The sequence below is a fragment of the Mesorhizobium sp. WSM4817 genome (assembly GCF_055811135.1).
Genome location: NZ_JBVVQQ010000001.1, coordinates 511,526 through 537,550, shown reverse-complemented (window position 1 = coordinate 537,550; position 26,025 = coordinate 511,526). Strand labels below are relative to the sequence as shown.

Below are 26,025 nucleotides of genomic sequence, written 5' to 3'. Positions count from 1 at the left end.
CAGCTAATCCCGCAGGAAATCGCCCATCGATAGCGGGTTTCCCGGCCAAAATCGTTCATCGAGCGCCTGCTTGGATGTGAATGGAGGTTCGCCTGGAAAGTGGGATTTCCTGAGACCCGTTTCCCTGACCGCGACAAGCAAAGCGTCTTTATATGCCTCCTCGAAAATCTGAGCGGGATATCGGCGAAGACTCGGGCTGTCCTTGATGATGTTTCCGATCCAGATGCGCTGTTCGGAAATTGACGACTGCCAACTATGACTTCGATGGCCGGGTTGGAATTCCCATTTCAGGAGATGTGCAAGCAGCACCTCCATCCGACTGCGAATCTCTCGTTTGTCACGTCTCCCCAAGCTCTCGATCTCCTCGGCAAGATTCTCGCGATCGAGGTCGGAGAAACGACCTTCGCGCAACAACGCGCCTTGTTCGGCGCACCACTGGACGTAGTCCGCTTCGTAGGGAGTGAGGGCCCTGAGACGATCAATCCTGTTCATGAGGCCCATCATGCCGCAATTTCGAGACAATCGCAAAACGGCACGTCAGAGCTTTAACAACTGAGCACCGAATTTGACGCCCCGCCAACAGGGCGTTTGTAGGGATCAAAACAAAAAGTATCTCTGCGCCATCGGCAGCACCGTGGCCGGTTCGCAAGTGAGCAATTCGCCGTCGGCGCGCACCTCGTAGGTTTCGGGGTCGACCTCGACATGCGGGGTGGCGTCGTTGAGCACCATCGAGTGCTTGCCGATGCCGCCGCGGGTGTTGTCGACGGCGACCATCTGCTTGTCGACGCCGAGCCGGCCGCGCAGGCCGGCATCGAGCGCGGCTTTCGAGACAAAGGTCACCGACGAATTGGTCATCGCCTTGCCATAGGCGCCGAACATCGGCCGGTAGTGCATCGGCTGCGGCGTCGGGATCGAGGCGTTGGGATCGCCCATCGGGGCGGCGGCGATCATGCCGCCGACCAGCACCATGTCCGGCTTGACGCCGAAGAAGGCCGGGTTCCACAGCACCAGGTCGGCGCGCTTGCCGACCGCCACCGAGCCGATCTCGTTCGACAGGCCGTGCGCGATGGCCGGGTTGATCGTGTATTTGGCGATGTAGCGGCGGACGCGGAAATTGTCGTTGTCGCCGGTCTCCTGCGGCAGCGAACCGCGCTGGCGCTTCATCTTGTCGGCGGTCTGCCAGGTGCGGATCGCCACTTCGCCGACGCGGCCCATGGCCTGGCTGTCCGACGAGATGATCGAGAAGGCGCCGATGTCGTGCAAAATGTCTTCGGCGGCGATGGTCTCCTTGCGGATGCGGCTTTCGGCAAAGGCGATGTCTTCGGGGATCGACGGCGACAGATGATGGCAGACCATCAGCATGTCGAGATGCTCGGCCAGCGTGTTGACGGTGTAGGGCCGGGTCGGATTGGTCGACGACGGGATGACATTGGGCAGGCCGCAAACCTTGATGATGTCGGGCGCATGGCCGCCGCCGGCGCCTTCGGTGTGGAAGGCGTGGATGGTGCGGCCCTTGATCGCCGCCACCGTGTTCTCGACAAAGCCGGATTCGTTGAGCGTGTCGGTGTGGATCATCACCTGCACGTCATAGTTGTCGGCAACCGACAGGCAGCAGTCGATTGCCGCCGGCGTCGTGCCCCAGTCCTCATGCAACTTAAGCGAGCAGGCACCGCCCAGCACCATTTCTTCAAGCGCGGCCGGCAACGACGCGTTGCCCTTGCCCGACAGGCCGATGTTCATCGGGAAGGCGTCGAAGGACTGGATCATGCGCGCCAGATGCCACGGCCCAGGCGTGCAGGTGGTCGCCAGCGTGCCATGCGCCGGTCCGGTGCCGCCGCCGAGCATGGTGGTGATGCCGGACATCAGCGCTTCCTCGATCTGCTGCGGGCAGATGAAATGGATATGCGCGTCGAAGCCGCCGGCGGTGAGGATCTTGCCCTCGCCGGCGATGATCTCGGTGCCGGGACCTATGATGATGGTGACGCCGTCTTGCATGTCGGGATTGCCGGCCTTGCCGATCGCGGCAATGCGGCCGTCGCTCAGGCCGATATCGGCCTTGAAGATGCCGCCTGAGGCATCGACGACCAGCGCATTGGTGATGACGGTGTCGACCGCGCCCTGGGCGCGGGACACCTGGCTCTGGCCCATGCCGTCGCGGATGACCTTGCCGCCGCCGAATTTCACCTCTTCGCCATGCAGCGTAAAATCCTTCTCGACCTCGATGAACAGCTCGGTATCGGCGAGCCGCACCTTGTCGCCGACGGTCGGGCCGTACATCTGCGCATAGGCGGCCCGGGTGATTCTAGCCATCAGCAATTGCTCCCGAAATACGGCCGCAAATGCGGACCCAAGACACAGCCGGGCGAAGCCCGGCCCCACATTGTCGCCATCCTATGGTCACGTAATGACCTGCTGGGCGACACCTTCCGATCCCATTTAACGTTTGAGGTGGCAGGGTCACCCCAAAACGACCGTTTGCCAATCGATGGAAAGGAAGTTTTATGCGCAAAACGATCTCTCTCGCAGCCGCCGCCACCCTGCTGCTCGCGACCGCTGCCAGCGCCCAGCAACAGCCTGCGCCGCAGCCTGCCGAGCCGCCGGCTTCGCCCGCTCCCGCAGCACCCGGCGCTCAGCCGCAAGCACCGGCGATCCAGACCGTCAACGTCGTCGACATCGAGGAACTGCCCAAGGAAACGCAGACCAAGGTCAACGAAGTGATCGCCAAGCGCGGCGAGGACGGCCTGCAGAAATTGCGCAGCTCGATCGACGCGACCCCCCAGGTCAAATCCGCACTCGAAGCCAAGGGACTCACCTCGGCGCAAGTGATCGCCGCCAGCATGGACGCCAACGGCTCGCTGACCTTGATCACCAAGAAGGCGAGCTGACGACGCGCCGTGGCGGGCCGGCACGAGGCCGGCCTGCCGCATCGGGGAGGGAACCTTCGCAGGGCGGAATACGTTTCGACTTTTTGGCCTAGAAGCGAGCCTCGAAAGCGGCTCTGAGAGCGAGCGATGGCGATCACCACCTTCCCCGACAGCAGATGGCTGCATATGCTTGCCGCAACTGCGTTTCTTGCGGCGAGCACTCCCCAGGCCGGGCTGAATGCGCAGGGCCTTGAAGGCCCTGAGACCCAGAACAAGATCATCGGCTCGGAGGTCGGCCAGGAAGAGACCAACACGGCTGTCGAGGCCGGCAAAGTCACTACCGCGATCGACCGGACGCGTGAAAACATCGGCGCGGTGCGCAAGACATCCAAGCTCGACAAGGTCGATATCGTGTTCCTTACCGACGCCGCGCGCACGGAAGGCGGGCTGCCGCCGGCGATCGAAAGCAAGGTCGAGCAGCATCAGGACGACATTGCGGAACTGCGCGACGAGATCGAGGCGAACGCATTGCTGTTCAACGCCATCGACTCTCGACGCGTGCAGACCGAAGACGTTCTCGCCGTCGAATTCGACGATCCTGGCAAGGTCGTCATCTACGCGGCGGCCAAGCCGCCCAGCTGAGCCGAAACCGCTCGACGCTCTGGATCGCACAACGCGACCAGGGGATCTCACAGCGCGCCCAGGGGATCGCACAACGCGACCAGGGGATCGCACAACGCGACCAGGGGATCGCACAACGCGACCAGGGGATCGCACAACGCGACCAGGGGATCTCACAACGCGCCCATGATCTTCTGCTGGAACCCATAGACCTCGCGCTTGCCGCCGAGCGGCACCAAGGTGACGTCGCGCTCCTGGCCGGGCTCGAAGCGCATCGCCGTGCCGGCGGCAATGTCGAGGCGCATGCCGCGCGCCTTGTCGCGATCGAATTTCAGCCCCTCATTGGTCTCGAAGAAATGATAGTGGCTGCCGACCTGGATCGGCCGATCGCCGCTGTTGGCCACCTTCATGGTGATTGTCGGCTGGCCCTTGTTGAGTTCGATCTCGCCGCCTGCCGTGATGATTTCGCCCGGGATCATCGCCAGCCTCACAAGACGCCGAAGCCGAGGCCGGCGGCGGGCAGCAGGATCGCCGAGAGGGAGGTGCGTTTGATCGTTGCGGGGACCATCGATATGCCTTTCGCTGTCAGGATCGTGCCGTCACGCGGCGTTGCGGGCCGGGCCGCAGCCTTCGGCCTTTAGGACGCGCTTTGTCGAGGCGGGATACTTGTTCAGCATCGCAGCCGGACGGACCGGGCGCGCTGAAAAATTGCCGCCGCAATTCGGGCAGGCGCCGCCCAGCACGTTTGCCGCGCAATCGGCGCAAAAAGTGCACTCGAAGGTGCAGATCAGCGCATCCGTCGCCTCAGGCGGCAGGTCCTTGTCGCAGCATTCGCAGTTGGGGCGCAGCTCAAGCATTTTTCTCACCTCACCTTATCGGCCCTCATCGTATCGGCCCTCATCTTATCGGTTCATGCACGGTCACCAGCTTGGTGCCGTCGGGAAACGTCGCCTCGACCTGGACGTCGTGGATCATCTCGGCGATGCCTTCCATCACCTGCGCGCGGGTGACGACGTGGGCGCCGGCCTCCATCAGCTCGGCGACCTGGCGGCCGTCGCGGGCGCCCTCGACGACGAAGTCGGTGATCAGCGCGATCGCCTCCGGGTGATTGAGCTTGACGCCGCGTTCGAGCCGCTTGCGCGCCACGATCGCCGCCATGGCGATGAGCAGCTTGTCCTTTTCCCTTGGCGTCAGATTCATGCGTTTTCCCAGGATGGCGTAGACAGGAGCGGTGTAATCGGAATCAGAGTGACCATAATTTGGGCAGACCGGCCAGTCCGTTGAGCAATTCGACGAGCGGAACCAGCCGCTTGCGGAGCTGGTAGCCGTCCTCGGCAAACAGCCTCGCAAGAAGCTTGCCAGATTTCTTCACGCTCCAGACGCTGGCGTCGCCCTGGCCGCCGATGATGTCCCGGGCCGGATCGAGCAAAGCCTCGACCCGCGGCGAGATCATCAGCACCGTCGCCATGGCAATGGCGCCGCCGGCCACGGCCGAACCGCCCAGAATCGCCGCAATGTCCGGCCCGATGCGGAAATCCTCGGCATGAACCAGCGCTCCGTCCTGGCTGACCCGCCAGCGGTCGTGGAAAGCGCCGTGCGCCGCGCGTTCGCCCATGGCGAGGCGGCCGAAGACGGTCGCCTCGAGCACCAGCGCCTCGGCACCGGCGGCAAGCTCCAGGTCAAGCCTGCGGGCGAAGGCCGACCGATCAAAGACGATGGTTTCCTGCGGCAGCCAGGCGATGCGGCCGCCGGCGCCGACCGTTAGCTTCACCCGCACCTCGGCACGGTCGGATGCGGCGCGGTAGACCTTCTCGCAGGCCTGGGTGGTTATGCTGGCGCAGGCGCCGGCGCCGACATCGACCTGCCAGCCAAGGCGGTCGCCGCCGGTCAGCCCGCCGGCGGTGTTGATCAGCACGGCTTCGAGCGGATCGGCCGAGACGGCCGGCATGCGGATCTTGGCGGATCCATCCTGATAAAGCCGCCGAAGACGCGTGCGGCCGCCATCCTTCTCACAGGCAAGCCGCGCCGTCCCGGCGACGCGCTGCGCCGGCGGCACAAAGGTCAGGTCCTGTCCGATCATATCCACGTCGCCAACTTAAGCACAGCGCCGGCTTTGTCGACATATAGCTTGTTGCTTGACAACGTTTCGGTTTCTATAGAGGAGCCGTCTTGGTACGGTCACACAACGCCTGGCCGGATAAAAGGCGACGGTGACGGTCTGAACCTGGGGAAAAACGGGCGCCGATCCGTTGGCGCCGGGAAACGACGAGGGTTGGGGAAGGAACCGAATGGCTGACCAGCTGGCAACGGACATCATCGAGAAGATCAAGGCTCATGCCGAGCCGGGTGGCGAAGAGATCACCACCAGCACCGAACTGACCTCGCTTGGCATCCATTCGCTGGAACTGACGGAGATCATCTTCGATCTCGAGGAACAGTATGGCATCGAGATCGAGATGAACACGGTCGATGCCTGGAGCAATTTGAAGAACGTCGGCGACATGGTCGAGGCGGTTCGCGCGCTGATCGCGAAAAAAGCCTGACTGAATGCACAAGCGCGTCGTCATTACCGGCATCGGCGGCCTGTGCGGGCTCGGCACCAACGTGCCGGCGATCTGGGGCGAGATGCGCGCCGGCCGCTCGGCCATCGGCCCGATCGTCAATTCGGAGCTGCATGACCTGAAAATCAGGGTCGGCTGCGAAATCAGGACGCTTCCCGAGCACGGCATCGACCGCAAGCAGGCCGTCTCGATGGACCGTTTCAGCCTGTTGGCGACGATCGCCGCGCGCGAGGCCGCGCAACAAGCCGGGCTAAGCTTGCACGCGGCCAACACCTACCGGATGGGCTCGATCGTCGGCGTCGGCGTTTGCGGCTGGGAGGCGATCGAAGAGAGCTATCGCGCCATCCTGCTCGAGGGCAAGAACCGCACCGGCATCTTCACCGTGCCGAAAGTGATGCCGGGTGCTGCGGCCGGCCATGTCAGCATGAATCTCGGCCTGCGCGGGCCGGTCTTCGGCATCACCTCGGCCTGCTCCTCGTCCAATCACGCCATTGCCTCGGCGGTCGACCAGATCAGGCTTGGCCGCGCCGACGTCATGCTCGCCGGCGGCACCGATGCGCCGCTGGTCTGGGGCATCCTGAAAGGCTGGGAGGCGCTGCGGGTGCTGGCGCCCGACACCTGCCGGCCGTTTTCGGCCGATCGCCAGGGCTTGGTGCTCGGCGAAGGCGCCGGCATGGTCGTGCTGGAAACTTTTGAGCATGCCATGGCGCGCGGCGCCACGATCCTTGCCGAAATTGCCGGCGCCGGGCTTTCCGGCGATGCCTCCGACATCGTCGCGCCGACCATCGAGGGGCCGGAGGCGGCGATGCGCTTCTGCCTCGTCGATGCCAGGCTCAACCCGGAAGACATCGACTATATCAATGCGCATGGCACCGGCACCAAGGCCAACGACCAGATCGAGACGGCGGCGATCAAGCGCGTTTTTGGCGACCATGCGCACAGGCTATCGATCTCCTCGACCAAATCGATGCATGCCCACTGCCTCGGCGCGTCGGGCGCCCTGGAGCTGATCGCCTGCGTGATGGCGATCCGCGAAGGCATCGTGCCGCCGACGGCCAATTTTCGCGAAACCGACGCCGATTGCGATCTCGACATCACGCCGAATGTGGCGCGCGAGCGCAAGGTGCGCGCGGCGATCAGCAACGGCTTCGCCTTCGGCGGCACCAACGCGGTGCTGGCGTTCAAGCCGGTCTGACCGCAACCGGATCCCCAGCTTCGGCGAGACGCGTCTTGCCACGCGCCACGACGGCGCGCTTGCGCGAAAAAAATCCAGGAGTTTCGATGACCGACCTGTCCGCCTTTCCGATCGCCACGCGCTGGCCGGCCAGCCATCCCGACCGCATCCAGCTCTATTCGTTCCCGACGCCGAACGGGGTAAAAGTGTCGATCGCGCTGGAGGAACTCGGCCTGCCCTACGAGGCGCATGCGGTGAACATCGGCAAGGACGAAAGCTGGACGCCGGAATTCCTGTCGCTGAACCCGAACGGCAAGATCCCGGCGATGATCGATCCGGACGGCCCGGGCTGCAAGCCGATCGGGCTGTTCGAATCCGGCGCCATCCTGCTCTACCTCACCGACAAGACCGGCCGGCTGATCCCGGCCGACCCGGCGCGGCGTTACGAAACGATCCAGTGGGTGTTCTTCCAGATGGCCTCGATCGGGCCGATGTTCGGGCAGGTCGGTTTTTTCCACAAATTCGCCGGACGCGAGATCGCCGACAAGCGACCGCTGGCGCGCTATCGCGACGAATCACGGCGGCTGATCGGTGTGCTCGAGACGAGGCTGACGGGCCGCAGCTGGATCATGGACGACGATTACACCATCGCCGATATCTCGATGCTGGGCTGGGTACGCAATCTGATCGGTTTTTACGAGGCAAGGGAACTTGTCGGCTTCGACGATTTTTCCCATGTCGCGGCATGGCTGGAGCGCGGCCTCGCCCGGCCGGCGGTGCAAAGGGGACTCAGCATCCCCGCTCGCGGCTAGCTCGACCGGTCACAGGCGCCGGGAAGCGGCTATTTTGCCTTGGTTTTGGGTTTTGAGCTGCCCTTGCCCATGACGGAAGCGGCGAGGGACGCAGCAGTCTTGGCGGTGGCGACAACTGCGCCGGCCGCGACATTGGCTGTCGTCTTGACGGTGCGCATGGCGCTGTCCGCCATCGAGCCGCCGCTTGCCGACTTCCTCGACCTGGCTGGTTTTGCCGAGGTCTTGGCTGCGGTCGGTGTCACTTTCTTCGGTGCTGCCTTGCCAAAGGCAGGTTTTGCATCCTTGGAGCGGGCGGCGACAGCCGGGCCGGCGCCGGTCTTCGATTCAGTTGCCCTTGATCCAGTTGCCCTGGATCGAGTTGCCCTGCCCTTGCCGGGCGCAGGCTTTCTTGCCTTGTTTGCCATCGGAGTAGCCATCGGACAGTCTTCCTCATGTCAGCATCATTGCCGTATCTGACACAACGGCCGGAAAGTCCTAAGGTTCCAGGCGCGGCTGGCCCTTGCAAATCAGGCGTGATCGCCGATCACCAGATCGGCGGGGCGGCGGCGGGCAAGCACACGGTCGATGTTGGGCATGTCGTTGGAGGCGATCCAGGCGCGGGCGTCCTCGTCGGAGCGGCCATGCTCGTGCCATCGCTCGAGCAGCCGGCGCTCGAGCTCGGCGCGCGGCACATCGACAAAGATCGAGAAATCGAACAGCGGCGCCAGCCGCGACCACGGTTCCTCGTCAAGCAGCAGATAATTGCCTTCGACCAGGATGAACTTGGTGTCGGCGGCGATGATCGAAGCGGCCGCGCGAGACAGCTCCATGCTGCGGTCGAACACCGGAATGGCGATGTCGGGCTCGGCAGCGCGGATGCGCTTCAGCAAAGTTTCGAAGCCGGCAAAATCAAAGGTCTCCGGAGCGCCTTTTCGCGCGCGCAGGCCGCGCCGCTCGAGCACGATGTCGTCGTAGTGGAAGCCATCCATCGGCACGATTTCGGCCGCGCCTTCCGGCAGCAGCTCATGCAGGCGGGCGGACAGCGTCGATTTGCCGGCGCCAGGAGGGCCGGCGATGGCAACGACAAAGCGCCGCGCCTTGCCGGCGCGCTTGAAGATGGTGGCGGCGAGGTGGGCAATCTCGGACATCGGAGCCTTTCTGGCCTAAGTGTTTTGGATCGCATCTTGGCGATAGTTGGCGGGAATTTCAAACGCGGGATTATTGAAGATCGACCAATTGTCGAGGTCGGCGCCGCTGCCCCCTCATCCGGCCGCTTCGCGGCTACCTTCTCCCCGTTGGGGAGAAGAGAGAAGCGGCGGCGCTGGCGATCTCCTCTCCCCTCGGGGAGAGGTCGGATTGCCCCGAATTGCCCTTTGCAAGTCGGTTGGCAATCCGGGTGAGGGGGCAGCGCCAACGCTCGCAATAGGAGGGCTAACTCCAACCGGAAGCGCCGCCCACGACACAGCCCAATCAGGCAGGCACGGATCGGCCAATCCTCAGAAAGTCGCCGTCGAAAGCGACATCCCGCGTCGAACCGTCGGCCGCCATGAGGCGCATGCGCCCCTGCGTGGTGGTGATGTCGCGCGGCGGCTCGCCGTCCATTAAGGGCAGTGCGCCGATGACGTGGCGGAACGAGACGTTGCCGCCAAGCTCAAAGGCGGTCGCCACCCCTTCCCGCTTCAGCCAGTTGTCACCGAGCGACGCGGCATGGCCGAGCGCGGTGCGGCCGTCCTCGATGCCGAGCACACCGCGATGGCGGCCGCTCCAAGGCGCGTAGTCGCGCCCGCCATTGCTGACCCACAGCATGGTGACCGGCAGCTCGGCCGGGTTTTTCAGCACCACAACGAGATCGGCTGCCGCCTTTCGCGCCAGCGCTGTCCAGCCCGGCCCGCCATGGTCGGCCTCGACCAGCGTGACGAAATCCTCTCGGCTCTGGTCCATGCGATAGTCGGTCAGGTCGAGCGTGCCGCCATCGGCGGCGGGAAAACGCGTCAGGTCGGCGGACCGCGCGGGATAGGAGAAAAGAAAGCGGCCGCGGGCCGGATCGGGCTCGAGCGGGTCGTCCGGTGTTGCCGCAAACCGCTTCGGCGAGAAAGCCAGCCTGCCGCCGTCCTTCATCGCCGTCATCGGATGATGGGCGACGGAAATGCCGCCGGAACCGCCGGAAAAGACATGTTCCTGGTAGAGAAAGGGATGGTCGTCGCGCAGGGTCAGGATCTTTTCGACCGTCGCGCCCAAAACCTTGTGCTGCAGCCTGAAAACCGCCCGCCAGCCATCGACTGTCGCCGCGGAGGCGACGACATCCCAGCGGCTGTTGGCCGGCCAGCCATGCAGCGGTGCTTCCTCGACATCGCTGCGTGAAAACGGCGCGCATAAAAAATCGCCGGACAGGCGAACGGTGCCCTCGGGCAGGTCTGGCGGCAGCGTCTCGCGCCGCTCGTCGACCCACGGCGCGCGATGCAGCGGTTTTAGCCTGCGCCCGTCGCTATGGACCGTCATGTCGGCGAGATGGCCGACGGTGAGATCGACCGTTACCGAAATGCCCTTTGCCTTGATCGTCAGCGTATCCATGGCACACCTGCTGATTCTGCCGGCGCCAGCAAACCCGCTCGGTGGCGGTTGCGCAAGCTGGGTGATGGGCATTTCGCATCAGAGACGCATTTGCCCGGCCACGTACCCCTAGCCCCGAGGCTTTCGCTCTACGATGGACCCCCACCCCTAACCCCTCCCCACAAGGGGGAGGGAGACTTCCGTTGGCGCTGACCTCGGCAAATTGCCTGCCTTCCGGCGCGCCAAAGGGAAAGTAAAGGCGCGCGGCAGCGTTCCCTCCCCCTTGTGGTAGGCGAAAGCCTCGGCCCCTCTCCCCGTCACTATACGGGGAGAGGATGCCGGCAGGAGGTGAGGGGCGGCGCCAACGCCAGGAGCAGGGTGATTTCAAACCCGAAGCGATTGCCGTGAACACCGGCATTAACCAAATGGACGGCACCATTGGGTTAGGCTAGTTTCCCACTCGTCTCAGCAACAGCTTACCTTCAGAATGTCCCAACCGCGCCTCTTCCCGCTCATCAAAAAATTTGTCGCGGCGTTTGCGCTGCTGCTGCTCGTCGCCGGCTGCGCGACGACGCCGACGGAGACCATGCTGGCGGTGCCGGCGCCGGCGCAGAAATATGCGGCTATGGTGATCGATGGCAGGGGCAAGACGCTGTTCGAGGCCAATTCGACGGCGCCGCGCTATCCGGCATCGCTGACCAAGATGATGACACTCTACCTGCTGTTCGAGGCGCTCGAGCAGGGCCGCGTCAGCAAGACGACGCTGATCCCGGTGTCGGCCAACGCCGCCAGGCAGCCGCCGACCAAGCTGCGGTTTAGGCGCGGCGAGGCGATCGACGTCGATTCGGCGATCCGGGCGATCACCGTCAAATCGGCCAATGACGTGGCGGTCGCCGTCGCCGAATATCTCGGCGGCAGCGAAGCGGCGTTTGCCGCGATGATGACGGCCAAAGCGCGCCAGATCGGCATGCGCAGCACCGTCTTCCGCAACGCGTCGGGCCTGCCGGACGCCGGCCAGCTGACGACGGCGCGCGACATGGCGGTGCTCGGCACGGCGCTGCGCGCCCGCTTCCCGCAGCATTTCCACTATTTCTCCGAAAGCGACTTCATGTTCCGCGGCAGGCTGGTGCGCGGCCACAACGACATGCTCGGCCGCGTCCGCGGCGTCAACGGCATCAAAACAGGCTATATCAGAGCCTCAGGCTTCAACATCGTCACCTCCTACGACGCCGACGGCCGCCGGCTGATCCTCGTGGTGATGGGCGCCGACAGCGCGCGCCAGCGCAACGACCACGTCGAAGCGCTGATCCAGCGCAACCTGTCGCCGGCATCGAACACGACGACAAGGTTGCTGTATGCCGGGGAGCAGTGAGGCGTTACGTTCGGCGGGGGCGGGGGGGCGAACTGGTGATCGGTGTCAGGTTCAACTTGACAGGTGACGGCAACTATGCTAGGAATTTATTCACTGTGCTGATTTGCGCCCGCCCGCCGAGGCGGGTTTTTCATTTCAGGCTTCGGCGCCATTCTTCATTGGTCCGATAAATCGTAGGTTTGCCGGGCTTCCGGCTTGCTTTTCGCCCATTCGAGGGCCATGGGGGGGCCCAGATCGTGGGGCTCCGTGGAATGAGCAATCCCAAAAATGCGTTATTCCGAGTCCGCAGCCTTGCCGCCGCACACTTGCCCGTTGAAGCCCGCGCCGGCTTCCGCTAAGAAGCCGTGGCTGGCCGGTTACCCGGCTGGTTCGTTTTCCGGATCGTCGATCCTGAAAGCACCCGTAGCTCAGCTGGATAGAGCGCTGCCCTCCGAAGGCAGAGGTCACAGGTTCGAATCCTGTCGGGTGCGCCAATAAAATCAAACGCTTATGTGGTGATTTAGTGATCTTGCGGTGTCATCCCACACAGCATTCCCACACAATGACATTTTTGCGCTGCCAACGCCCATCTATCGGTCCTGTTCGGACGTCACTGTCACGCCGATAAGATCGCAAGCATTAAGTTCTTGCGGCCCACACTTGCCAAGGTTGGGGTCGAGCGTTCGAATCGCTTCACCCGCTCCAGTTTCCACGGGAAATCAAGCGTTTACGAGAAAAGGCCGGACATTAGTCCGGCCTTTTCGTTTTCGCGGGCAGCACGGGGGCAGCACATTCCTGCCGATCCAGCCTGTCACCGCTGCGGGATGGGCCCGGAGAGCAGCGCTTCGAAAATCCACGCGATCAATAGCAGCGCGCCGATCAGCATGCCGAACGCTAGAGATATTTCGAACACAGCGAATCTTCGAACTCGAAATGCGAGTGCTACGCGCGACGTATTTCGCACAATGTCGTCACGCTGACTGTGCCTCAGCGACAGGAGGACCTGAAGAAACCAGACAAGAAACACGGTCCCGAGGAAAGCTATTCCGATCCTCTCCTGAACGAATGCAAAGAGCGTGCGGATCCAAGACAGCTGCGGCGGAACGAGTACCGTGCTGTCTTTTATCAAGGCCGCGTAGCCGAATAGAATGGAAATGCCTGCGATAGCCTTCAGTCTAAAACGGTCAAGAGCGTTTTTGGGAGAGTGGAACTCTTTAGCCGCGATCAGCGGGATAGAGGCGTTTACTGCAGTCACCGTTTCATCCAACGAGAAACTGATCTGCTCTCGGTCCTCCGAGGTCATTACGTTCGTACGAAATGCCCGCAAGTACGCGATTATCCCTATTGCGCGATGTTGGGCTTCCACGGTCTGCACGCGACGTGCAGAGAGGGCTCTCCGCATCAAGTCAAAATTCACCTGGCGTTTAAGGCTATCAATGTCATCGTAGACATCGATGATCGTGTCCGACGAGGGTGAGTGAAACCGATGGGTGTGGAGAAGGTCCCGCAGACAAAAGTACGATTGAGCGGCGAACGCATGCTCAAGTCGGTCCAACTCGACTTCCTGCCGTGCGTCAGGAGCCATCGAAAGCGTGCTGATCTCGGTAACGCCATTCCTATTGATGGTGAAGCGGGCGCTGTAGCCAGCCTTACCTAGACTCGCATCGCTGAACTGATCATGCAGCACCGTTAGGTCGTCCCACGAAGCTGGAAGCTCATACAACGGCTGGTCGAAGGTTCCGCGGACGTCGCGCCAAACCTTTAGTTCGAACGCGTAGATTCGCCCCTTTGCCGACTCGCGATCGTCAGCGACCTTAAATAGGCAGAGAAAGACAAAGTTTCCGTCTTTGTTGAAAACCCAACTGTCGACCAAACTCCGGAGGAGTGGCCAGTCCGTCAGGAAAGGAATCGTCGTATCCGAGAGATTGCGGTGCTGAAACCCAACAAAATGGCGCCCGCCCGACCCGATGTTTGTGGAGTGATGGAATTGTCGTGGGTACGCTGACGTCCCGCTCAGGGTGAACGAAAGCTTTCCCGCGACATTCGGGATCCAACCGAAATGTACCCCCACCTGCCCCCCGGCTAGACTAGTGTCTCAAGAACCTCGTCTGACACGCGCCCCTGCAGCACAATACGATTGGCGCGTCGATCACGAGCCATCCCAGCCGCGATTGATGCGTCGCGTCGATTGTTCGACTTGTAGGTCTCAACCTCGCCTTTTATCACGCGCCCCGGTGACCTGGGCGAGTGAGCTTCCGCATCGCGGATTACGTCCGATCGCGCGGTTAGATGTATCACGGCAGCGCGAAACAGGGTAGCGGACGCAAACAGGAGCGACCCGGCCGCCAGCACCGCTGCGCCGATCAGGATTTCTTGCATCAATCCCTCCTAGTGTCTGATTCGCAATCGTAACACACGAGTCAAGACTTTTCTTTGTGAAAATCGATCTACAACCTGCACTAGATATTTATGCCGGAGAGTCAACAGTTTTTAGACCCAGACCGTCTTCTGCGCCTCAATTTTTGTGTCAGCATGCTGGTGCAATCCTGCGGCCCGATAGAAAAGTGACCATGCGCCAACTCTGCTTGATCCCGATGTTGCCGACGTGGCGCCCACGTTTTCGGTCCTGACCGGATACGAGTTCCCCACCTTGGCTAGTCGCAAACAACAGGGTTCGTTCGCCCGTCCCAATCTGTATGGCAATCCGAATCGCGCATCGCCTCAACGCGCCATTTGACGCCGGGCATCTCGTCGATGACACTCTCGAAGAACGCGTATACAGCCACTGCGCATAGCAGTCCTACACACCAGCCGAGCCAATTGCGGCCACTGCGCTCCGCTGCCCTCACGCCACTCCAGATGCCGGCTCCCGTAGCTGCCAGGAACCCCGCATAGTACAGAACAATTGCTAGGTATGATTGGAAGAACGCCGAGACGAAATTGCGCTCCGGCCACGCCATGCGCAGTGCGTCGAGAGCTACGACCAGAGCTGCAGCAGACGCCAACCTCGCCCACAGCGGCCACTCCAGCCATGCAGAAAATGTGCGGTCGATCATCTCCCAAGCCCCAAATCACCCGGCCGTGAACGCTCGCGTCCGTTGCTATTTTAACAGAGTGTCTCGCAGGCCACGCCGTCGCCATCGCGATCCAGCTTACCGCCCCACGGGCAATTGCTGAGATACCACTGCGCTTCATCGCATGAGCTGATTCGCGAGCAAGTCCGCCGCGGCTGGCACGAGTAGCTTTGCGCCACCTGCCGGCTGATGATGCCGAGAGGCTGGCTGAGGGCCGGTCGGGCGTGGTCCGCTTGCGCAGTTCGCCAATCCCATGGCGCCTCGAACTCGCCAGCCCAAAGACCGACCTTCGCCGCCTTGGCCTTCGCCTGCTGCCCTGCATAGCCGCCTTGGCTGTAACGGGGCCAGTCGAGCGCCTGGCCGTGCTCGACCATCCAGCCAGCCACACTGGCGCCGTCAGCCCGCGAGCAGTCGGCAACAAAGCGGTCGTAGCGGTCCCAAGCGACGAAAGTGCACCGGACCGGCCTCGAGGCCGCCAGGAAGCCGTCAAGGGCGGCGGCGGACTTCGCACCGCACTGGTAGCGGAAGCCCTTGGCGTCATCGCACTGTTGCGCAGCCTCCGGGGCGTCGATTCCACTGAAACGGATCCGCTGGCCGTGGATTTCGATCGTGTCGCCGTCGATTACGGAAGCAACGCCCGCTATGGGAGCGGGAGCCGGGCCAACCAGTTTCGACACGGCTTCTTGGAAACCGTCGGTGCGCTGCAGGAAGTACTGTGTCGCCAGTGCGGCCACTGCCGCGATGGTCACATACACCAGCCGCATCGGCACGCCCGAGAGCCGACGCGCACGATATCGCCTTAAGCCGGCGCGCTTCCGCCACTGGCCAGACCGATTGTTATATCGAGATTTGTCCAAGTCCCCCGCTCCCCCTCGGGAACAATGCGTTCTTTGCTCCGAGGCAAATCTACCTAGTGGAAGCCAATCTTTTTTGACGACTGCGAGGCGTGGCTTTGGAGACTGATCAGCGCAGGCGTGTCGATCTTCGACGCTATGCGCCTGGCGAGTTCCCGCAATTCGAAAAAGCCGTCAATACTCATCAGGCTCAACGGTTGGCCTGACGAAGTGTCCCACCGTAAAGGTGCTTTGTCTTGCCTGTACGAAGATCCGTTCATCTCGCAAATGGCATCGTAAATCGCCTGTGCGATCGACATTTCGGCACGGATACGCTCTGCATCTTTTTGGCTATTCACGAAAAGTCCCCCAAACCCCGCTCCCCCTTAGCCGGTTTCATTAGACGCCGCTAGATCACGCGGATGTGACACGTCGGATAAAATCGATTGATACCGGCTAAACGAATCGGCTGAGGGCGGCCCTTGCGTTGCAGATGTTATCTTGGCCGTCCATGCTTTCTCGCTGAGATGGGGCGGCCCAGCAGTCAGTTTGGGGTTTGGGTAGTGGCCGCTGGGCCTAACCGGCGGGGGGTGGGCGTGTCCGTCGGCTGGGACGAATAATAAGCCGTTTCATGCAGAATTGCTAATTTAGTAAATGATCATGATCCGTTCCCCTAGCCACCAGATGGGACAATGGTGTCGAAGCGCCGCGACAGCAAGTATCGCGAGCGCGGCCCGACCTCGAATTGGCTGAAGACAAATAGCTTCACGGTCGACGAGTTCGAACTGATTGGCGTCGAACGCGAGCCGGGCAAGGCGGCATTCGCGCTACTGGCAGAGCCTGGCACCGGGAAATATGTCGGTTCGGCCTTCATCACCCTGGGCCGCGACGTGAAGGAGCGGCTGTTGAAGCGGGTCCGAGAGCACGCCGGGCCGCCGCCAGAGGCTATGAAGAAACGGCCGGCGACACAGTGGGTCAAGCCTGGCGTAAAGCTGCGCGTCAAGCATCTCCGCGGCGACCACAGCCACATACGCCATGCGTCGCTGCTGGGTTTCAGTGACGAGGAGTAGCCTCGTCTGGGCATCGGCTTAGCCGCGCATCGGGAGGCAAGAGATGCGGGGATCGATGGTTACGCCGCCCGGCGTCACCCCAGCAGAAGCTTCTTCATCTCCCGCCCTATAGCGGCGAACTCCAAAAGACCGGGATGCGCCAACTGATCCGCAGCGCAGACGTCTTCAAGGGTAATCCCCAAGCTCGAAATGTACCGGCTGTCATAAAGCGGCAGCATCGAAAAATGAGCGCAATCGGTAAACTCGGCTGCACGCTTTATTGCGCGATTTGTGTATTCCCAATCTGCCGCAGAACCATATCGACGCGGGCAATCCACGAACAGCACCTCCGTCCCGGCTGCCTTAAATTGGTTGGCAATGATGATGAGATTGCCCTCCGTGTAGGACTGGTTGATCTCATTCATTCCCCACTCCATCATGACGAGATCAGCACCAAGAGCAACGGCCGCGTTGAGATAGGCAGTAGGGGTTGAGCCGGAAAGCGGAACCGTCGAAGTTCCTCCACCCGGAGCGCCGAAATTGTCGTAGAACAAATCGGTCCCCAAGACATAGCCGGCTGCCTCAAGACCAGCCACAATCTCCCAATTGAAGCCGACCCGCGTATGTATCGCGCCAGCACCATCGTCGGCTCGCCCCAATTGAACCGAAGTGTACGTCGGTATGGGATCAACGACATCTGCGCCATACTTGGCGCGCAGATAGTTATATGGCGCAACAGTTCCTTTCACATTGTCCCTGGTGACGCCATTCGGTGCGGTCAAGCTGCCGCCACCACTGGCGACGGCCGTGATGCTGGTCCCCATGCCGAGAATGTGCAGGGGCGCTTTGCGCCGTATCTTGGCGATGGTCTTCGGCAGTAAGCGAAGTGAACGCCTACGTTCCTCCTCGATCTGTTGGGCGATTGACCGAACCTCGCCATTGTAGACATTCCACAGCGGAACATTCGTGACAGCACCGTTCTTGATCCGCATTGAGAATAACGGGAGATAGTTCGAAGAAGCGAGCACAGGCATGAACGCGGTCGGGTCAGTGGCCCTCTCAGTTCCTTGCGCGACACCGAACGCGCCGGTCAGCGCATCGTAATACCATGTGTCGTAGCGCGAGTTGCTGCCCGTCGTTGCCGCCAGCGTGCGGCTGTCGGATAGGTTCGACGCAGAACCGTTTCGGTCGAAGCGGAACGTGCCGGAAATGGTCAAACCGCTAGAAGTCATCTCGGCGTCGGAAACATAGTCAGCGTATCGACCGCCGGAACCGAGATTTTCGAGGTCAAAGACTCGCTTTTCCAAATCAGGAACGCGTCCCTGCTCGACCTCGAAGCCCCACTGAAGCCGGGTCAGCTGGCGCAATGTCGACGTGACCGTGGCAACGTTGCCTGCGGCTGAAAACCAGCTCTGGCTATCGGCTGGCAAGGCGTTTGAGGCGTGTAGGTTGGCGCCAGCATAGAGGCCAAGATATTCGCCAGCCAGTATCGGTATATACGACAGATCGTCAGATCCGATATCGTTCACCCCGGCCGCAAGCGCCACGGGATAATCACTACCGATCTGGGACCATGTGTCTCCTGATTTCGAGAAGCGTTTAATATAGGCGGTCGTGATCGCGGGAGCGTAGGCACGGAACCGTGAGACAACACCATCATGCAGAACCGGCAACCCGAAAATGTACGTGTGCGTAGCTATGGCCGTGCCGGCAATCGGATCAACGGGTCTGCCGATGGTTTGAATGCCGTCGTATGTGCTGCCTTCGTCAGTTATTTGCTGCTTGGCTTGCGCATCAGGGACGTCGCCCACGGAGAACGTCAGCCCTAATTCTGGACGAATATTGGTCGCGATTGTCGCGTCGGTGAAAACCGGCGTGCTGGTCCCCGTGCTGTAAACGCCGCCGCTGTCCGATGTCGCCAGCGTCCAAGCCAGGACACCTGACTGGTAAAACCCGACACGATCCCCGGCGCGCACCCGGAACAAGCCGAAGTCGGCAGATGTCAGCGTGTGCAGGCCGGCAGTTGCAAACGTGATGATCAGTTGCTCTTCGATTTGAGCGAAGTTGTCGCCAGTCTTTGAATAGCGGCGAAGAAGGACTTCTCCGGCAGCCATGACGAATGCCGAGATGCTGACCAGTACCCCGTCGTCCGCGATTGGTGTGGCCCACACGTAGGACTGCGCCGCCAGCGTCGAGCCGGTGACGGGCGCCACAGCGCGGCCGATCGTCTGGTTGGTCACCAGGGCGTCAAGCGATGTCTTGCTCGGATAGCTGGCCACGAGTGTCGCGACGGTGGCGACGTTTTTGTACATCAGGGCATAGGTCGTCGTGCCGTCACCCTTTACGATAAAGAACTGCCCGTTCGTCGTCGCGGCAATGCCTGCTGCCGTGGTGTCATGGATAACGCCACCGATTGCAGCTTGCGCCAAGGCAGCGGACGCCGCTGCCGCTGCTGCATCAACGCCGGTAGCGTCTCGATCCTCACCCGTCGCCGTAACCGCCGCATCGATGTCGTCCATCGCCGCATCAAGGTCGCCGAACTCATCGGCGATTGCGGCGACTTGGTTCCTGTAGCCGAACGCCTCGCCGGCCGATCCAGCCGCAGCCGTGGCAGCGCCGGGCGCTGCGATGATGGCCGCCATGTTGGCGGCGGCCTCGTTCACGCTCGCTATGTTGTCCGCAACGGCTTCGATGTCCGCTAAGGTGCCTTCATCGGCGCCGACCAGCAGTTTCATCTGCGGGCTGAGAGAATCGGCCGTAACTATGCCGTTCTGCAGCGCGCCGTCCGATCGCCGCACGTCGGCCAACGCGTCGATCGTGTCGTCGACGCCGCGCTTCAGCTCGGCCAGGTCTGAATCGAGCTGGCTTCCGGGAAACGGGAAGTCCTGAGCTTCCTGTTGAAACCCAGTGTAGCTGTAGTCGATGTCGGGTTTGACGGGAGAAGGCATGATGCATCACTTTGCAACGCGGCTTCCCGTCGAATGCGTCCAACTTGGGACGGCATTTTCTCAACTGAAGGTGAGATCCGAAAGGAAGCTGGTTGATCCGATGCCCTGGGTGAGCAAGGCGGTGATGCGACTGCCCGAGGTTCGCGAGTATTCCGGCATATTTACGCTAGGGAGCCTAGCACAGAAATCCGGTTCGCCCAAGCTTCGATGAGGGATATCTCAGTCGGCGAACAGGTACTTGGATCCTGTCGTCACCATCCAGTTCGCCCGGTCGATATGGCTGCGAACAGCGTTGCGTGCGCGCACCGGTTCAAGAGCCGGGTCGATCCCGAGAATGCGCTCGGCCATCTCTTCTATGCTGGCTTCGTCGGCGCAGAAGTCGAGGATCCGCATGTAGATGGTGAAATTCTCTTTGTCGTAAACCGTGATGGAGTCATTTGACCAAGGAACTTCTTCAAGTAGTCCAGATTTCATGTCGAACATGCCTTTTCAGATTGCCATGCGCACCGGCTAGAGGTCCGGCGCGCTTGCTGGGATGATTGGCTGCCCTCCCATGATGGCGCGAGCTTGGCATTCGTCAAGAATCACCTGCCGCGGTCGATAGCGTCCATCAGTTCGTGATTGTTGAAGTAGTCTTCCCACGAGCCCGTGCCCTTCGGCGGGCGAACGACGCGTTTTCCAGCCTCGTCGAGCTGGGAAAGTCCTTCGTTCAGCCAGTCGAGCGCCGTTTGAACGTCGTTGTTTTCGCCGAGTGCGCCGGTGATCGTGTGAACCGTTGCCGGCGTCAGCGCGATGGCTTGCGCTTCGCCGAGCGGCCCGACATGCGCCTGCTTGGTGTTCGTCACCCATTTCCGGAACGCTGGCGATGTGACGAGTTGCGCCAGCCCGCGCGAGATGACGGCGGCCTGCATGGCAGTCGCCGGCCGCGATAGAATGCCGGTGATCGCGGCGCCCGCTGCGAGGCCGCCGATCGCCGACGTCGTAGCATCGCGCTCCTGGCGCTTGGCGGTGATCAGCGCGAGATCGCGAAGGGCCTGGCGGTTCTCAGGCGACACGAGCGCGTTGATGCGGTCGGCCTGCTCGCGGCCCACCGAGTCCCTGCCGGCGCCGAGAATTGCAGCTATGCTTTGGCTGTCGGCCGGATTGGCTTCTCCGGACACGAGGCGACGCACGCTGCCGATATCGCCGTTGCCTTTCGAAATTGCGCCCTCGATGATGTCGGCGATGGCGCCGCGCTCGACTTCCTTGCGCATGGGCTCCGGCAGTTTCGACATGACCGCCCTGGCTTCGTGTGGTGCCGCGCGGCGATACAGCCACGGCACCAGCTCTTCCGGCCGCATCTTAGCCGCCAAGCCGTTCTCCCCGCGCAGAAACGGCGCGATGACGCCTACACGATAGTCGCGAGCGATCTGGTCGTCGGCTTTTGCCGCGGCCTGGAGTTGAAGAAGGATGTTCGATGAACCGTTTTGCGACATCGCGTCCGCGTCGAGATATTTCGACCGGTTCGAGATGTCGGAAGCGAGGTTTCGAAGCTGCTGCGCGTCGGCAACGCCAAAGAGTTCCTGCACTGTTTCGTTGTCTAGGCCGTTGAGCTTCGCGACGAGCCCATCGACATTGACGAGCCGGCGGCCCTGGCGCGTCTGGTCGCGGCCGGCGTCAAGGATCTGCTCGACAGCGCTGCGACGTGTGGCGGCCCATTCCGGGCTGTCAGCGCCCATCAGATCGCGGGTTTCGCGAACGACGCCGGGCTTGCCGCGGCCGGAGAAGAGCCGGGCCACAAGGCCATTGTCTTCTACGTAGCCGGGGCTGGTCGGGCCGCGATAGACTTCGGCGACGCCCTTGCGGGAGAAACGGTCGACGTTCTCAGCGTAGTGGCGATTTGCAGCTGAAAGAGCGTTCTTCAGCGTCGGGTCCGCAACGTTGTCAACGCTGCCGTCGATCGCGCTCGAAAGCGACTGCCGTAGCTCGACGAGATAGCGCTCCGGAACGCCGGGCATGATGTTCTTGTCGTCGATCGCATCTCCTACCAGCGTTCGCATCTGGCGCGCCTGATCGAGCGTCATCGTTTGTGCGATGTCGTCCACTCCGCCAAGCATCCGGCTCAACCCTTGGGGCGTGAACTCCGAACTCGGGCCTCCCCCGACTTCGACCTGGCGTGTCATCGGTGTTCCGTGCTCATCGAGCAACCCCGTTGCTCGATTTTCCGACCGCGACGCGCCAGGCGGCAACGCAGCCCGGATCTTCTTGACCTGGGCGCGGACCGGCGTCATGTCGACGATGGCGTCACGGCCGCCGGGCGCTGCTCGAGCAATATCGTACAGGCGTTTTGCTTCGCCGCGAAACTCGCCGCGCGCCCGTTCAAGGCCTCCGCGTGTCTGCTGGCCGGCTGCTTCCGCGCTCATCGCCGGGCCTTGGCGAGATGTGAGGCTCTGTTCGTTCGCTGCGATGCCCTCGTCGGCGCGGCGAAGGGCTTCCTCGCGATCAATGATCAGGTTCTTCCGCTGCGTGCCGAGTTCCGAAATGACCTCGCGGCCGATTTCGTTCGGGTTGGCGCCGGCGGCTAGATCGCCTTGATATCGGGCAACCGCGTCGTCACCGCTTTGGCGGTATTGACGCATCTTCTCCGAAGAGCCGGGCAGCTTCTCGAGGAAACCTTCCACGCGCGGCACAAAGCCGCCCGCGCCGCCCTCTGACGGCATCGGCTTGATGTCATAACCCTTCTGTTTCAGGCGATCTGCGGCAGCACGATATTCGGTCGCCAATGGATCGGACGCACTGGCCGCGAACGGCGCGCTGACCTTGTTTACCGCGGAACTGGCGACCTTGCCGGCGCCGCCCACTGCGGCGGAGATGATCGCATCCCGCATGGCTTCACCGCCTGCCCGCGGCAGAACGTCCGACGCGATGCTGGGTTCTGCTTCCCTGTTCTCGGGAAAAAGCCGCCCGACCGGTTCCCCTACCAGCTGCGCGCCAGCCGACGACAATGCCGCCGATGCTGGGATGCCGACTAGGGGACCACCGACATATGCGGGAACGCTGGCTGCGCCGCCCATGATGGCGCCGATAAGGTCCGGAACGCCGCCAGCCATGCCGGCGACGTCGCCCATATCGATGCCGGGAGGATTGAACAGCTTTTCGGAGCCGTCGGCACCACGCGTCACGTAGCGGTCGGTCGGATTGCCGAACTGGTCGGCGAGCTTGTACCAGCCTTCGCCCTCCCGGCCGTAGCTTTCGCTCAGATACGCTTCGCGGGCTTTCGGCGTGTTGAGAAACGAGGAATAGACACGCTGCGAAAGTGGCGCGCCGCCTTCTTGCGAGACGCCGGGCGAAGTGGCGGCGATGTCGCGACTTTCGCGCGTACCGGACGCCGATTTCATCATGCCTTCGATCTGGTTGGACCCGAGCAACGGCGCCTCGCTGGACGGGAGGCCGACCTTCCCCATAATCGCGTTCACGAGATCGACGGGCGCGCCCAAGACACCGGCTGACGTTCGCATCGCCTTGTCGCCGATGGTGTCGACGGGCGCGGCCGGGGCGGGCGTCCCGCCAGGCACGCCGCGGGGATCTCGGGCGTCTTCCTGCACAAGCGGGGCCGACGGCGCAGCGCTGGCATTTGGGGCCGGCGACGGGCTGCCGGACGTGGCGCCCCGACGCGACAACGTTTGCTGTTTGGCGACGCGCTGCACCACATCGTCCGAAGTGGTGTCTGGAAACTCCAGAACGGTTCCGTCGAAGAGTTCGGCCTCTTTCATAGCGGATCTCCATTCTCATCAAAGCGAAGCCGACGGGGTGCGGCCGAACTTGTAGGCGGGGGCGAAAACTCGTCGCGAACCGCGTTGATATCCTCGCCAAGGTTGACGCCGGGGATCGGGCCACCCGGTGACTGAGAGGCACGGGAAAGCACGTTCTGCGAATACGTCTGCGCGACGTCGGGCGAAATGGCGCGTTCGTCTACCAGTTTTCCCAACATGCCGGCGTTGAGCGCGGGGAGACGCTCGCCGCCGGTTCGAACGGTGTTGGCGTACTTCTGCCGGTATGCCGACAGCACGATCAGGCTGGCGAGCTTGGCGCGGGCGCCGGGAAGGCTTTCACCAAGGCCACCATCGACCATGACCGCCTCCGCGGCCCGTCGGTCACCGTCCGACAGCCGTTCGTCACCGACCAGTGACCGAGCGATGCCAAGCGTGGTCGCATCGAGCTGCGCCCTGGTGCCGATCACGTCGGGCCGTGCGAGGCTCGGAATAAGCTGCGCGCCGTAGTTGGTTAGAACGGAATTAAGGTTGCCAGCGACGCCTACGTCGTCGGTCCGCAGCGCGCCGAACAAGCTGGTGAGTTCTGAAACGGCGCGACCGGCCTCCGCTTCCTGCCGTTGGAGATCAGTGGTGCGTGCGGTGGTATTGCCGGCCGCGTTGCCGGTCGAAAGCTTAATGCCGCCCTGACCGTCCGTCTCGAACGACATGCCGCCGCCAGTGCCTTCTTTACGAAGAACGTTGGCGACGGGCTGGTGCGTCGCGCTGTCGAAAATCTGGTTATTCGCTCCGACGTAGCCGAGGAAACGCTTTTCCTGGCCGTCCGGACCGACTGCCAGGTAGTTGTCGAATTTTGTATCATCCGGTTTTGCGTAAGGCTGCGCACCGGTCCGCACGGCGGCGCCCGGTGACATGAACCGCGGCTTTCCGTCAGTACCGACGGCTTCGACAGGCGTCTTGTCGCCGACGTAACGATCGACGACCATGCCGTCATCGATGAGCCCGGCGTCGCGCATTTGCTGCACCAAGTCGCCCTGCACTTCGGTTTCCGAGCGCGGCTTTGGGTTGCCCTGAACGGCCGGCAATCCCCCTTCGACGCCGAAGCGGCTGGCGATTTGCGGTGGCATTTCGGGGCGAAGTTCGCCCTCGCCGATCGGCTTGTAGAGGTCAGCGAGACTGCCGATCTTGCCGACTTCCAAAGCTCGCTCATTGTCGGCAGCGTTGTTCGAGCGCGAGGTCGCATCGGTCACACCAAGACGCTGCATCGCGGCGGCTTCTTGCATCTGCCTATCTTCGATCGCGCGCACGTTGTCGGCGGCGTTGTTCGATCGCGACGTCGCCGCCGTGATGTCGTCGCCTCGTCGCTTCGTGGCGTCGTTCTGATCCTGCGCGTAGTAGGACTGCAACGGCGAGTAGTTCCCGATAGCGATGTTCCCGCGATCGAACGTCTGCTGGTCGAAATTCGGGTCGTTTCGGTATTCGAACTGCTGCTTCAGGCGAGACGCTTCCTCGCGTTTCGCATCGGCATTGGCCCAGCCCGCGGCGTCTGCGCCGCTTGGCGGTTCGAACAGCGCCGATAGGTTGCTGGCGGCCTGGGCGAAGGCGGGCGAATTAAAATATGGGCTCGATTTTATGGTCGGCATTGTCGGGCTCCTAGTGCAAGGCAGCGCTGCGGGACGCGGAAGTCGCATCGATGCGCGCAGCGACATCTTCGAAGAGCGCCTGGCCGTTTCGGCGCAGTTGTTGCCGATGAATGGCGATTGTCAATTCGGCAACGAAGATGCCGGCATTATTGATCAGCCAGATTCGTGAGGCCGGCGCTTCTGATACCAGCAACTCGCTGACCCGCCCAAATCCAAAGTAAACTTGCTCTGCCGACGGCGCTCCAGGTTCTGCGGCAACTATCGGACAGGCATCGGCCACCAACCGCGAAGCGGCAGCAGCCAATTCGGGAAACGTGCCAGCGATATCCTCGATCTCACAGGCTGCCTTCAGAATCTCTTCGGCGCCACACATGGCGTGTAAGACTGCGCGCCCGGGCTCATTGACACGTCGCAGATAGCCAACAGCCCGATCAAGACGCTGCCGAGCAGATGCCACGAGACGGTCGATTTCGTTCTGTTCAGTGGGGACCACCGGATACTCCAATTTCAATGAACCTTCGGCGCAATTCTGCGCGATGTTGTGAGGTTCGTTGAACATGCCGAGCGAGGTTGCTCGACGGTGGAGCGGCTACCCGAGATCCGCAGTTTTTCCGGTGATTTAACTTAGCAAAGAACGATGCACGAAGCCAGCGATTTGATGACCTTGCCTATGCCAGCGGGCGGGTCGAAAAGTTCCACGCTCCGGCAAATTCCTAGCATTGTCCGATGCGCGTTTTCAGAGCGGCAAGTTGGTATTGGCGGGGGTGCATTCGTCACCCAGGGGCAAGGCTGGCCTGGGCGCGGGCGGCGACCGGCG

The 26,025-nt window shown here is 62.3% G+C and carries 27 protein-coding genes and 1 tRNA gene; 9 read left to right on the top strand and 19 right to left on the bottom strand.

The genetic code is table 11. From position 1 onward, the window contains the following. Window positions 1-3 precede the first annotated feature (3 nt). Together AC0L2K_RS02540 and ureC are read right to left on the bottom strand one after the other, a co-directional pair. On the bottom strand, window positions 4-492 hold the full coding sequence (locus AC0L2K_RS02540; protein WP_473530525.1) for a DUF29 domain-containing protein: 489 nt from the start codon (window positions 490-492) through the stop codon (window positions 4-6). Window positions 493-597: 105 nt separating this feature from the next. Then, window positions 598-2,310: an urease subunit alpha gene (gene ureC / locus AC0L2K_RS02535; protein ID WP_473514448.1), complete on the bottom strand. Its 1,713-nt coding sequence runs from the start codon at window positions 2,308-2,310 to the stop codon at window positions 598-600. Between the two features lie 191 nt (window positions 2,311-2,501). On the opposite strand from ureC, the gene AC0L2K_RS02530 reads away from it, so the two are divergent. Together AC0L2K_RS02530 and AC0L2K_RS02525 are read left to right on the top strand one after the other, a co-directional pair. Continuing rightward, entirely contained in the window at window positions 2,502-2,885 is a 384-nt protein-coding gene (locus tag AC0L2K_RS02530; protein ID WP_023801509.1) for a hypothetical protein, read from the top strand. A 126-nt stretch (window positions 2,886-3,011) separates the two neighbouring features. Further along, the gene (locus AC0L2K_RS02525) at window positions 3,012-3,506 is read left to right on the top strand and encodes a hypothetical protein (protein WP_473530524.1); all 495 of its coding nucleotides are present in this window, start codon (window positions 3,012-3,014) and stop codon (window positions 3,504-3,506) included. A 152-nt stretch (window positions 3,507-3,658) separates the two neighbouring features. Here AC0L2K_RS02525 and AC0L2K_RS02520 read toward each other — a convergent pair whose 3' ends face one another. The 4 genes from AC0L2K_RS02520 to AC0L2K_RS02505 form a co-directional block, all read right to left on the bottom strand. Further along, on the bottom strand, window positions 3,659-3,964 hold the full coding sequence (locus AC0L2K_RS02520; RefSeq protein WP_077374464.1) for an urease subunit beta: 306 nt from the start codon (window positions 3,962-3,964) through the stop codon (window positions 3,659-3,661). A gap of 120 nt (window positions 3,965-4,084) precedes the next feature. After that, complete coding sequence (locus AC0L2K_RS02515) at window positions 4,085-4,342, bottom strand: DUF1272 domain-containing protein (protein WP_287290710.1); 258 nt, start codon at window positions 4,340-4,342, stop codon at window positions 4,085-4,087. Window positions 4,343-4,382: 40 nt separating this feature from the next. Further along, window positions 4,383-4,685 (bottom strand): urease subunit gamma, encoded by a 303-nt coding sequence (locus AC0L2K_RS02510; RefSeq protein ID WP_023801505.1) that lies wholly within the window; start codon window positions 4,683-4,685, stop codon window positions 4,383-4,385. Window positions 4,686-4,728: 43 nt separating this feature from the next. Further along, window positions 4,729-5,565, bottom strand: a complete 837-nt coding sequence (locus tag AC0L2K_RS02505) for an urease accessory protein UreD (RefSeq protein ID WP_473530523.1) — start codon at window positions 5,563-5,565, stop codon at window positions 4,729-4,731. Window positions 5,566-5,773: 208 nt separating this feature from the next. On the opposite strand from AC0L2K_RS02505, the gene AC0L2K_RS02500 reads away from it, so the two are divergent. From AC0L2K_RS02500 to AC0L2K_RS02490, 3 genes are all read left to right on the top strand, one after another. Then, on the top strand, window positions 5,774-6,028 hold the full coding sequence (locus AC0L2K_RS02500) for an acyl carrier protein (RefSeq protein ID WP_010912831.1): 255 nt from the start codon (window positions 5,774-5,776) through the stop codon (window positions 6,026-6,028). A 4-nt stretch (window positions 6,029-6,032) separates the two neighbouring features. Next, window positions 6,033-7,241: a beta-ketoacyl-[acyl-carrier-protein] synthase family protein gene (locus AC0L2K_RS02495; RefSeq protein ID WP_473530522.1), complete on the top strand. Its 1,209-nt coding sequence runs from the start codon at window positions 6,033-6,035 to the stop codon at window positions 7,239-7,241. 86 nt (window positions 7,242-7,327) lie between these two features. Then, the gene (locus AC0L2K_RS02490; protein WP_473530521.1) at window positions 7,328-8,032 is read left to right on the top strand and encodes a glutathione S-transferase family protein; all 705 of its coding nucleotides are present in this window, start codon (window positions 7,328-7,330) and stop codon (window positions 8,030-8,032) included. Window positions 8,033-8,061: 29 nt separating this feature from the next. On the opposite strand, the gene AC0L2K_RS02485 is transcribed toward AC0L2K_RS02490, so the two are convergent. Continuing rightward, window positions 8,062-8,190 carry a hypothetical protein gene (locus AC0L2K_RS02485; RefSeq protein WP_473530520.1) on the bottom strand — a complete coding sequence of 43 codons (129 nt, stop codon included), beginning with the start codon at window positions 8,188-8,190 and terminating at the stop codon, window positions 8,062-8,064. Between AC0L2K_RS02485 and AC0L2K_RS02480 the strand changes: the two genes are divergently transcribed. Further along, the gene (locus AC0L2K_RS02480; RefSeq protein WP_473530519.1) at window positions 8,189-8,488 is read left to right on the top strand and encodes a hypothetical protein; all 300 of its coding nucleotides are present in this window, start codon (window positions 8,189-8,191) and stop codon (window positions 8,486-8,488) included. The two genes, AC0L2K_RS02485 and AC0L2K_RS02480, sit on opposite strands and share 2 nt — an antisense overlap. 50 nt (window positions 8,489-8,538) lie before the next feature. Here the strand turns inward: AC0L2K_RS02480 and AC0L2K_RS02475 are convergent, their stop codons facing one another. Further along, a complete protein-coding gene (locus AC0L2K_RS02475; RefSeq protein WP_473530518.1) occupies window positions 8,539-9,159 on the bottom strand; it encodes a nucleoside triphosphate hydrolase in 621 nt (206 codons plus the stop codon). A 322-nt stretch (window positions 9,160-9,481) separates the two neighbouring features. Further along, entirely contained in the window at window positions 9,482-10,582 is a 1,101-nt protein-coding gene (locus AC0L2K_RS02470; RefSeq protein ID WP_473530517.1) for a hypothetical protein, read from the bottom strand. A 466-nt stretch (window positions 10,583-11,048) separates the two neighbouring features. On the opposite strand from AC0L2K_RS02470, the gene AC0L2K_RS02465 reads away from it, so the two are divergent. Continuing rightward, the gene (locus AC0L2K_RS02465; protein ID WP_473530516.1) at window positions 11,049-11,933 is read left to right on the top strand and encodes a D-alanyl-D-alanine carboxypeptidase family protein; all 885 of its coding nucleotides are present in this window, start codon (window positions 11,049-11,051) and stop codon (window positions 11,931-11,933) included. A gap of 396 nt (window positions 11,934-12,329) precedes the next feature. Further along, a tRNA-Arg gene (locus AC0L2K_RS02460) sits at window positions 12,330-12,406 on the top strand. 317 nt (window positions 12,407-12,723) lie between these two features. Here AC0L2K_RS02460 and AC0L2K_RS02455 read toward each other — a convergent pair. The 5 genes from AC0L2K_RS02455 to AC0L2K_RS02435 all read right to left on the bottom strand — a co-directional run bounded on the left by AC0L2K_RS02455 (window position 12,724) and on the right by AC0L2K_RS02435 (window position 16,178). Further along, window positions 12,724-13,983, bottom strand: coding sequence for a hypothetical protein (locus tag AC0L2K_RS02455; protein ID WP_473530515.1), 1,260 nt, complete (start codon window positions 13,981-13,983; stop codon window positions 12,724-12,726). Window positions 13,984-13,994: 11 nt separating this feature from the next. Continuing rightward, entirely contained in the window at window positions 13,995-14,291 is a 297-nt protein-coding gene (locus AC0L2K_RS02450; protein ID WP_473530514.1) for a hypothetical protein, read from the bottom strand. 275 nt (window positions 14,292-14,566) lie between these two features. After that, a complete protein-coding gene (locus tag AC0L2K_RS02445; protein ID WP_473530513.1) occupies window positions 14,567-14,968 on the bottom strand; it encodes a hypothetical protein in 402 nt (133 codons plus the stop codon). A 50-nt stretch (window positions 14,969-15,018) separates the two neighbouring features. Then, the gene (locus AC0L2K_RS02440) at window positions 15,019-15,750 is read right to left on the bottom strand and encodes a thermonuclease family protein (protein WP_473530512.1); all 732 of its coding nucleotides are present in this window, start codon (window positions 15,748-15,750) and stop codon (window positions 15,019-15,021) included. A gap of 146 nt (window positions 15,751-15,896) precedes the next feature. Then, the gene (locus tag AC0L2K_RS02435; RefSeq protein WP_473530511.1) at window positions 15,897-16,178 is read right to left on the bottom strand and encodes a hypothetical protein; all 282 of its coding nucleotides are present in this window, start codon (window positions 16,176-16,178) and stop codon (window positions 15,897-15,899) included. 333 nt (window positions 16,179-16,511) lie between these two features. Between AC0L2K_RS02435 and AC0L2K_RS02430 the strand changes: the two genes are divergently transcribed. Then, entirely contained in the window at window positions 16,512-16,889 is a 378-nt protein-coding gene (locus AC0L2K_RS02430) for a hypothetical protein (RefSeq protein WP_473530510.1), read from the top strand. Window positions 16,890-16,963: 74 nt separating this feature from the next. Here AC0L2K_RS02430 and AC0L2K_RS02425 read toward each other — a convergent pair whose 3' ends face one another. The 5 genes from AC0L2K_RS02425 to AC0L2K_RS02405 form a co-directional block, all read right to left on the bottom strand. After that, window positions 16,964-19,816: a hypothetical protein gene (locus AC0L2K_RS02425; RefSeq protein WP_473530509.1), complete on the bottom strand. Its 2,853-nt coding sequence runs from the start codon at window positions 19,814-19,816 to the stop codon at window positions 16,964-16,966. Window positions 19,817-20,035: 219 nt separating this feature from the next. Beyond that, entirely contained in the window at window positions 20,036-20,299 is a 264-nt protein-coding gene (locus AC0L2K_RS02420; RefSeq protein ID WP_473530508.1) for a hypothetical protein, read from the bottom strand. Between the two features lie 101 nt (window positions 20,300-20,400). Next, window positions 20,401-23,568, bottom strand: coding sequence for a hypothetical protein (locus AC0L2K_RS02415; RefSeq protein ID WP_473530507.1), 3,168 nt, complete (start codon window positions 23,566-23,568; stop codon window positions 20,401-20,403). Beyond that, window positions 23,565-25,274: a hypothetical protein gene (locus tag AC0L2K_RS02410; protein ID WP_473530506.1), complete on the bottom strand. Its 1,710-nt coding sequence runs from the start codon at window positions 25,272-25,274 to the stop codon at window positions 23,565-23,567. Before AC0L2K_RS02410 ends, AC0L2K_RS02415 begins: the two co-directional genes overlap by 4 nt. Then, window positions 25,219-25,767: a hypothetical protein gene (locus AC0L2K_RS02405; protein WP_473530505.1), complete on the bottom strand. Its 549-nt coding sequence runs from the start codon at window positions 25,765-25,767 to the stop codon at window positions 25,219-25,221. The genes AC0L2K_RS02410 and AC0L2K_RS02405 overlap by 56 nt, the downstream gene beginning before the upstream one ends. Window positions 25,768-26,025: the final 258 nt, after the last annotated feature.

Excerpts from the sequence above, each read along its gene's own strand:
- AC0L2K_RS02540 (WP_473530525.1), bottom strand. The coding sequence starts at position 492 with ATGAACAGGATTGATCGTCTCAGGGCCCTCACTCCCTACGAAGCGGAC.
- ureC (WP_473514448.1), bottom strand. The coding sequence starts at position 2,310 with ATGGCTAGAATCACCCGGGCCGCCTATGCGCAGATGTACGGCCCGACC.
- AC0L2K_RS02530 (WP_023801509.1), top strand. The coding sequence starts at position 2,502 with ATGCGCAAAACGATCTCTCTCGCAGCCGCCGCCACCCTGCTGCTCGCG.
- AC0L2K_RS02525 (WP_473530524.1), top strand. The coding sequence starts at position 3,012 with ATGGCGATCACCACCTTCCCCGACAGCAGATGGCTGCATATGCTTGCC.
- AC0L2K_RS02520 (WP_077374464.1), bottom strand. The coding sequence starts at position 3,964 with ATGATCCCGGGCGAAATCATCACGGCAGGCGGCGAGATCGAACTCAAC.
- AC0L2K_RS02515 (WP_287290710.1), bottom strand. The coding sequence starts at position 4,342 with ATGCTTGAGCTGCGCCCCAACTGCGAATGCTGCGACAAGGACCTGCCG.
- AC0L2K_RS02510 (WP_023801505.1), bottom strand. The coding sequence starts at position 4,685 with ATGAATCTGACGCCAAGGGAAAAGGACAAGCTGCTCATCGCCATGGCG.
- AC0L2K_RS02505 (WP_473530523.1), bottom strand. The coding sequence starts at position 5,565 with ATGATCGGACAGGACCTGACCTTTGTGCCGCCGGCGCAGCGCGTCGCC.
- AC0L2K_RS02500 (WP_010912831.1), top strand. The coding sequence starts at position 5,774 with ATGGCTGACCAGCTGGCAACGGACATCATCGAGAAGATCAAGGCTCAT.
- AC0L2K_RS02495 (WP_473530522.1), top strand. The coding sequence starts at position 6,033 with ATGCACAAGCGCGTCGTCATTACCGGCATCGGCGGCCTGTGCGGGCTC.
- AC0L2K_RS02490 (WP_473530521.1), top strand. The coding sequence starts at position 7,328 with ATGACCGACCTGTCCGCCTTTCCGATCGCCACGCGCTGGCCGGCCAGC.
- AC0L2K_RS02480 (WP_473530519.1), top strand. The coding sequence starts at position 8,189 with ATGGCGCTGTCCGCCATCGAGCCGCCGCTTGCCGACTTCCTCGACCTG.
- AC0L2K_RS02485 (WP_473530520.1), bottom strand. The coding sequence starts at position 8,190 with ATGCGCACCGTCAAGACGACAGCCAATGTCGCGGCCGGCGCAGTTGTC.
- AC0L2K_RS02475 (WP_473530518.1), bottom strand. The coding sequence starts at position 9,159 with ATGTCCGAGATTGCCCACCTCGCCGCCACCATCTTCAAGCGCGCCGGC.
- AC0L2K_RS02470 (WP_473530517.1), bottom strand. The coding sequence starts at position 10,582 with ATGGATACGCTGACGATCAAGGCAAAGGGCATTTCGGTAACGGTCGAT.
- AC0L2K_RS02465 (WP_473530516.1), top strand. The coding sequence starts at position 11,049 with ATGTCCCAACCGCGCCTCTTCCCGCTCATCAAAAAATTTGTCGCGGCG.
- AC0L2K_RS02450 (WP_473530514.1), bottom strand. The coding sequence starts at position 14,291 with ATGCAAGAAATCCTGATCGGCGCAGCGGTGCTGGCGGCCGGGTCGCTC.
- AC0L2K_RS02445 (WP_473530513.1), bottom strand. The coding sequence starts at position 14,968 with ATGATCGACCGCACATTTTCTGCATGGCTGGAGTGGCCGCTGTGGGCG.
- AC0L2K_RS02440 (WP_473530512.1), bottom strand. The coding sequence starts at position 15,750 with ATGCGGCTGGTGTATGTGACCATCGCGGCAGTGGCCGCACTGGCGACA.
- AC0L2K_RS02430 (WP_473530510.1), top strand. The coding sequence starts at position 16,512 with ATGGTGTCGAAGCGCCGCGACAGCAAGTATCGCGAGCGCGGCCCGACC.
- AC0L2K_RS02425 (WP_473530509.1), bottom strand. The coding sequence starts at position 19,816 with ATGCCTTCTCCCGTCAAACCCGACATCGACTACAGCTACACTGGGTTT.
- AC0L2K_RS02420 (WP_473530508.1), bottom strand. The coding sequence starts at position 20,299 with ATGTTCGACATGAAATCTGGACTACTTGAAGAAGTTCCTTGGTCAAAT.
- AC0L2K_RS02415 (WP_473530507.1), bottom strand. The coding sequence starts at position 23,568 with ATGAAAGAGGCCGAACTCTTCGACGGAACCGTTCTGGAGTTTCCAGAC.
- AC0L2K_RS02410 (WP_473530506.1), bottom strand. The coding sequence starts at position 25,274 with ATGTCGCTGCGCGCATCGATGCGACTTCCGCGTCCCGCAGCGCTGCCT.
- AC0L2K_RS02405 (WP_473530505.1), bottom strand. The coding sequence starts at position 25,767 with ATGTTCAACGAACCTCACAACATCGCGCAGAATTGCGCCGAAGGTTCA.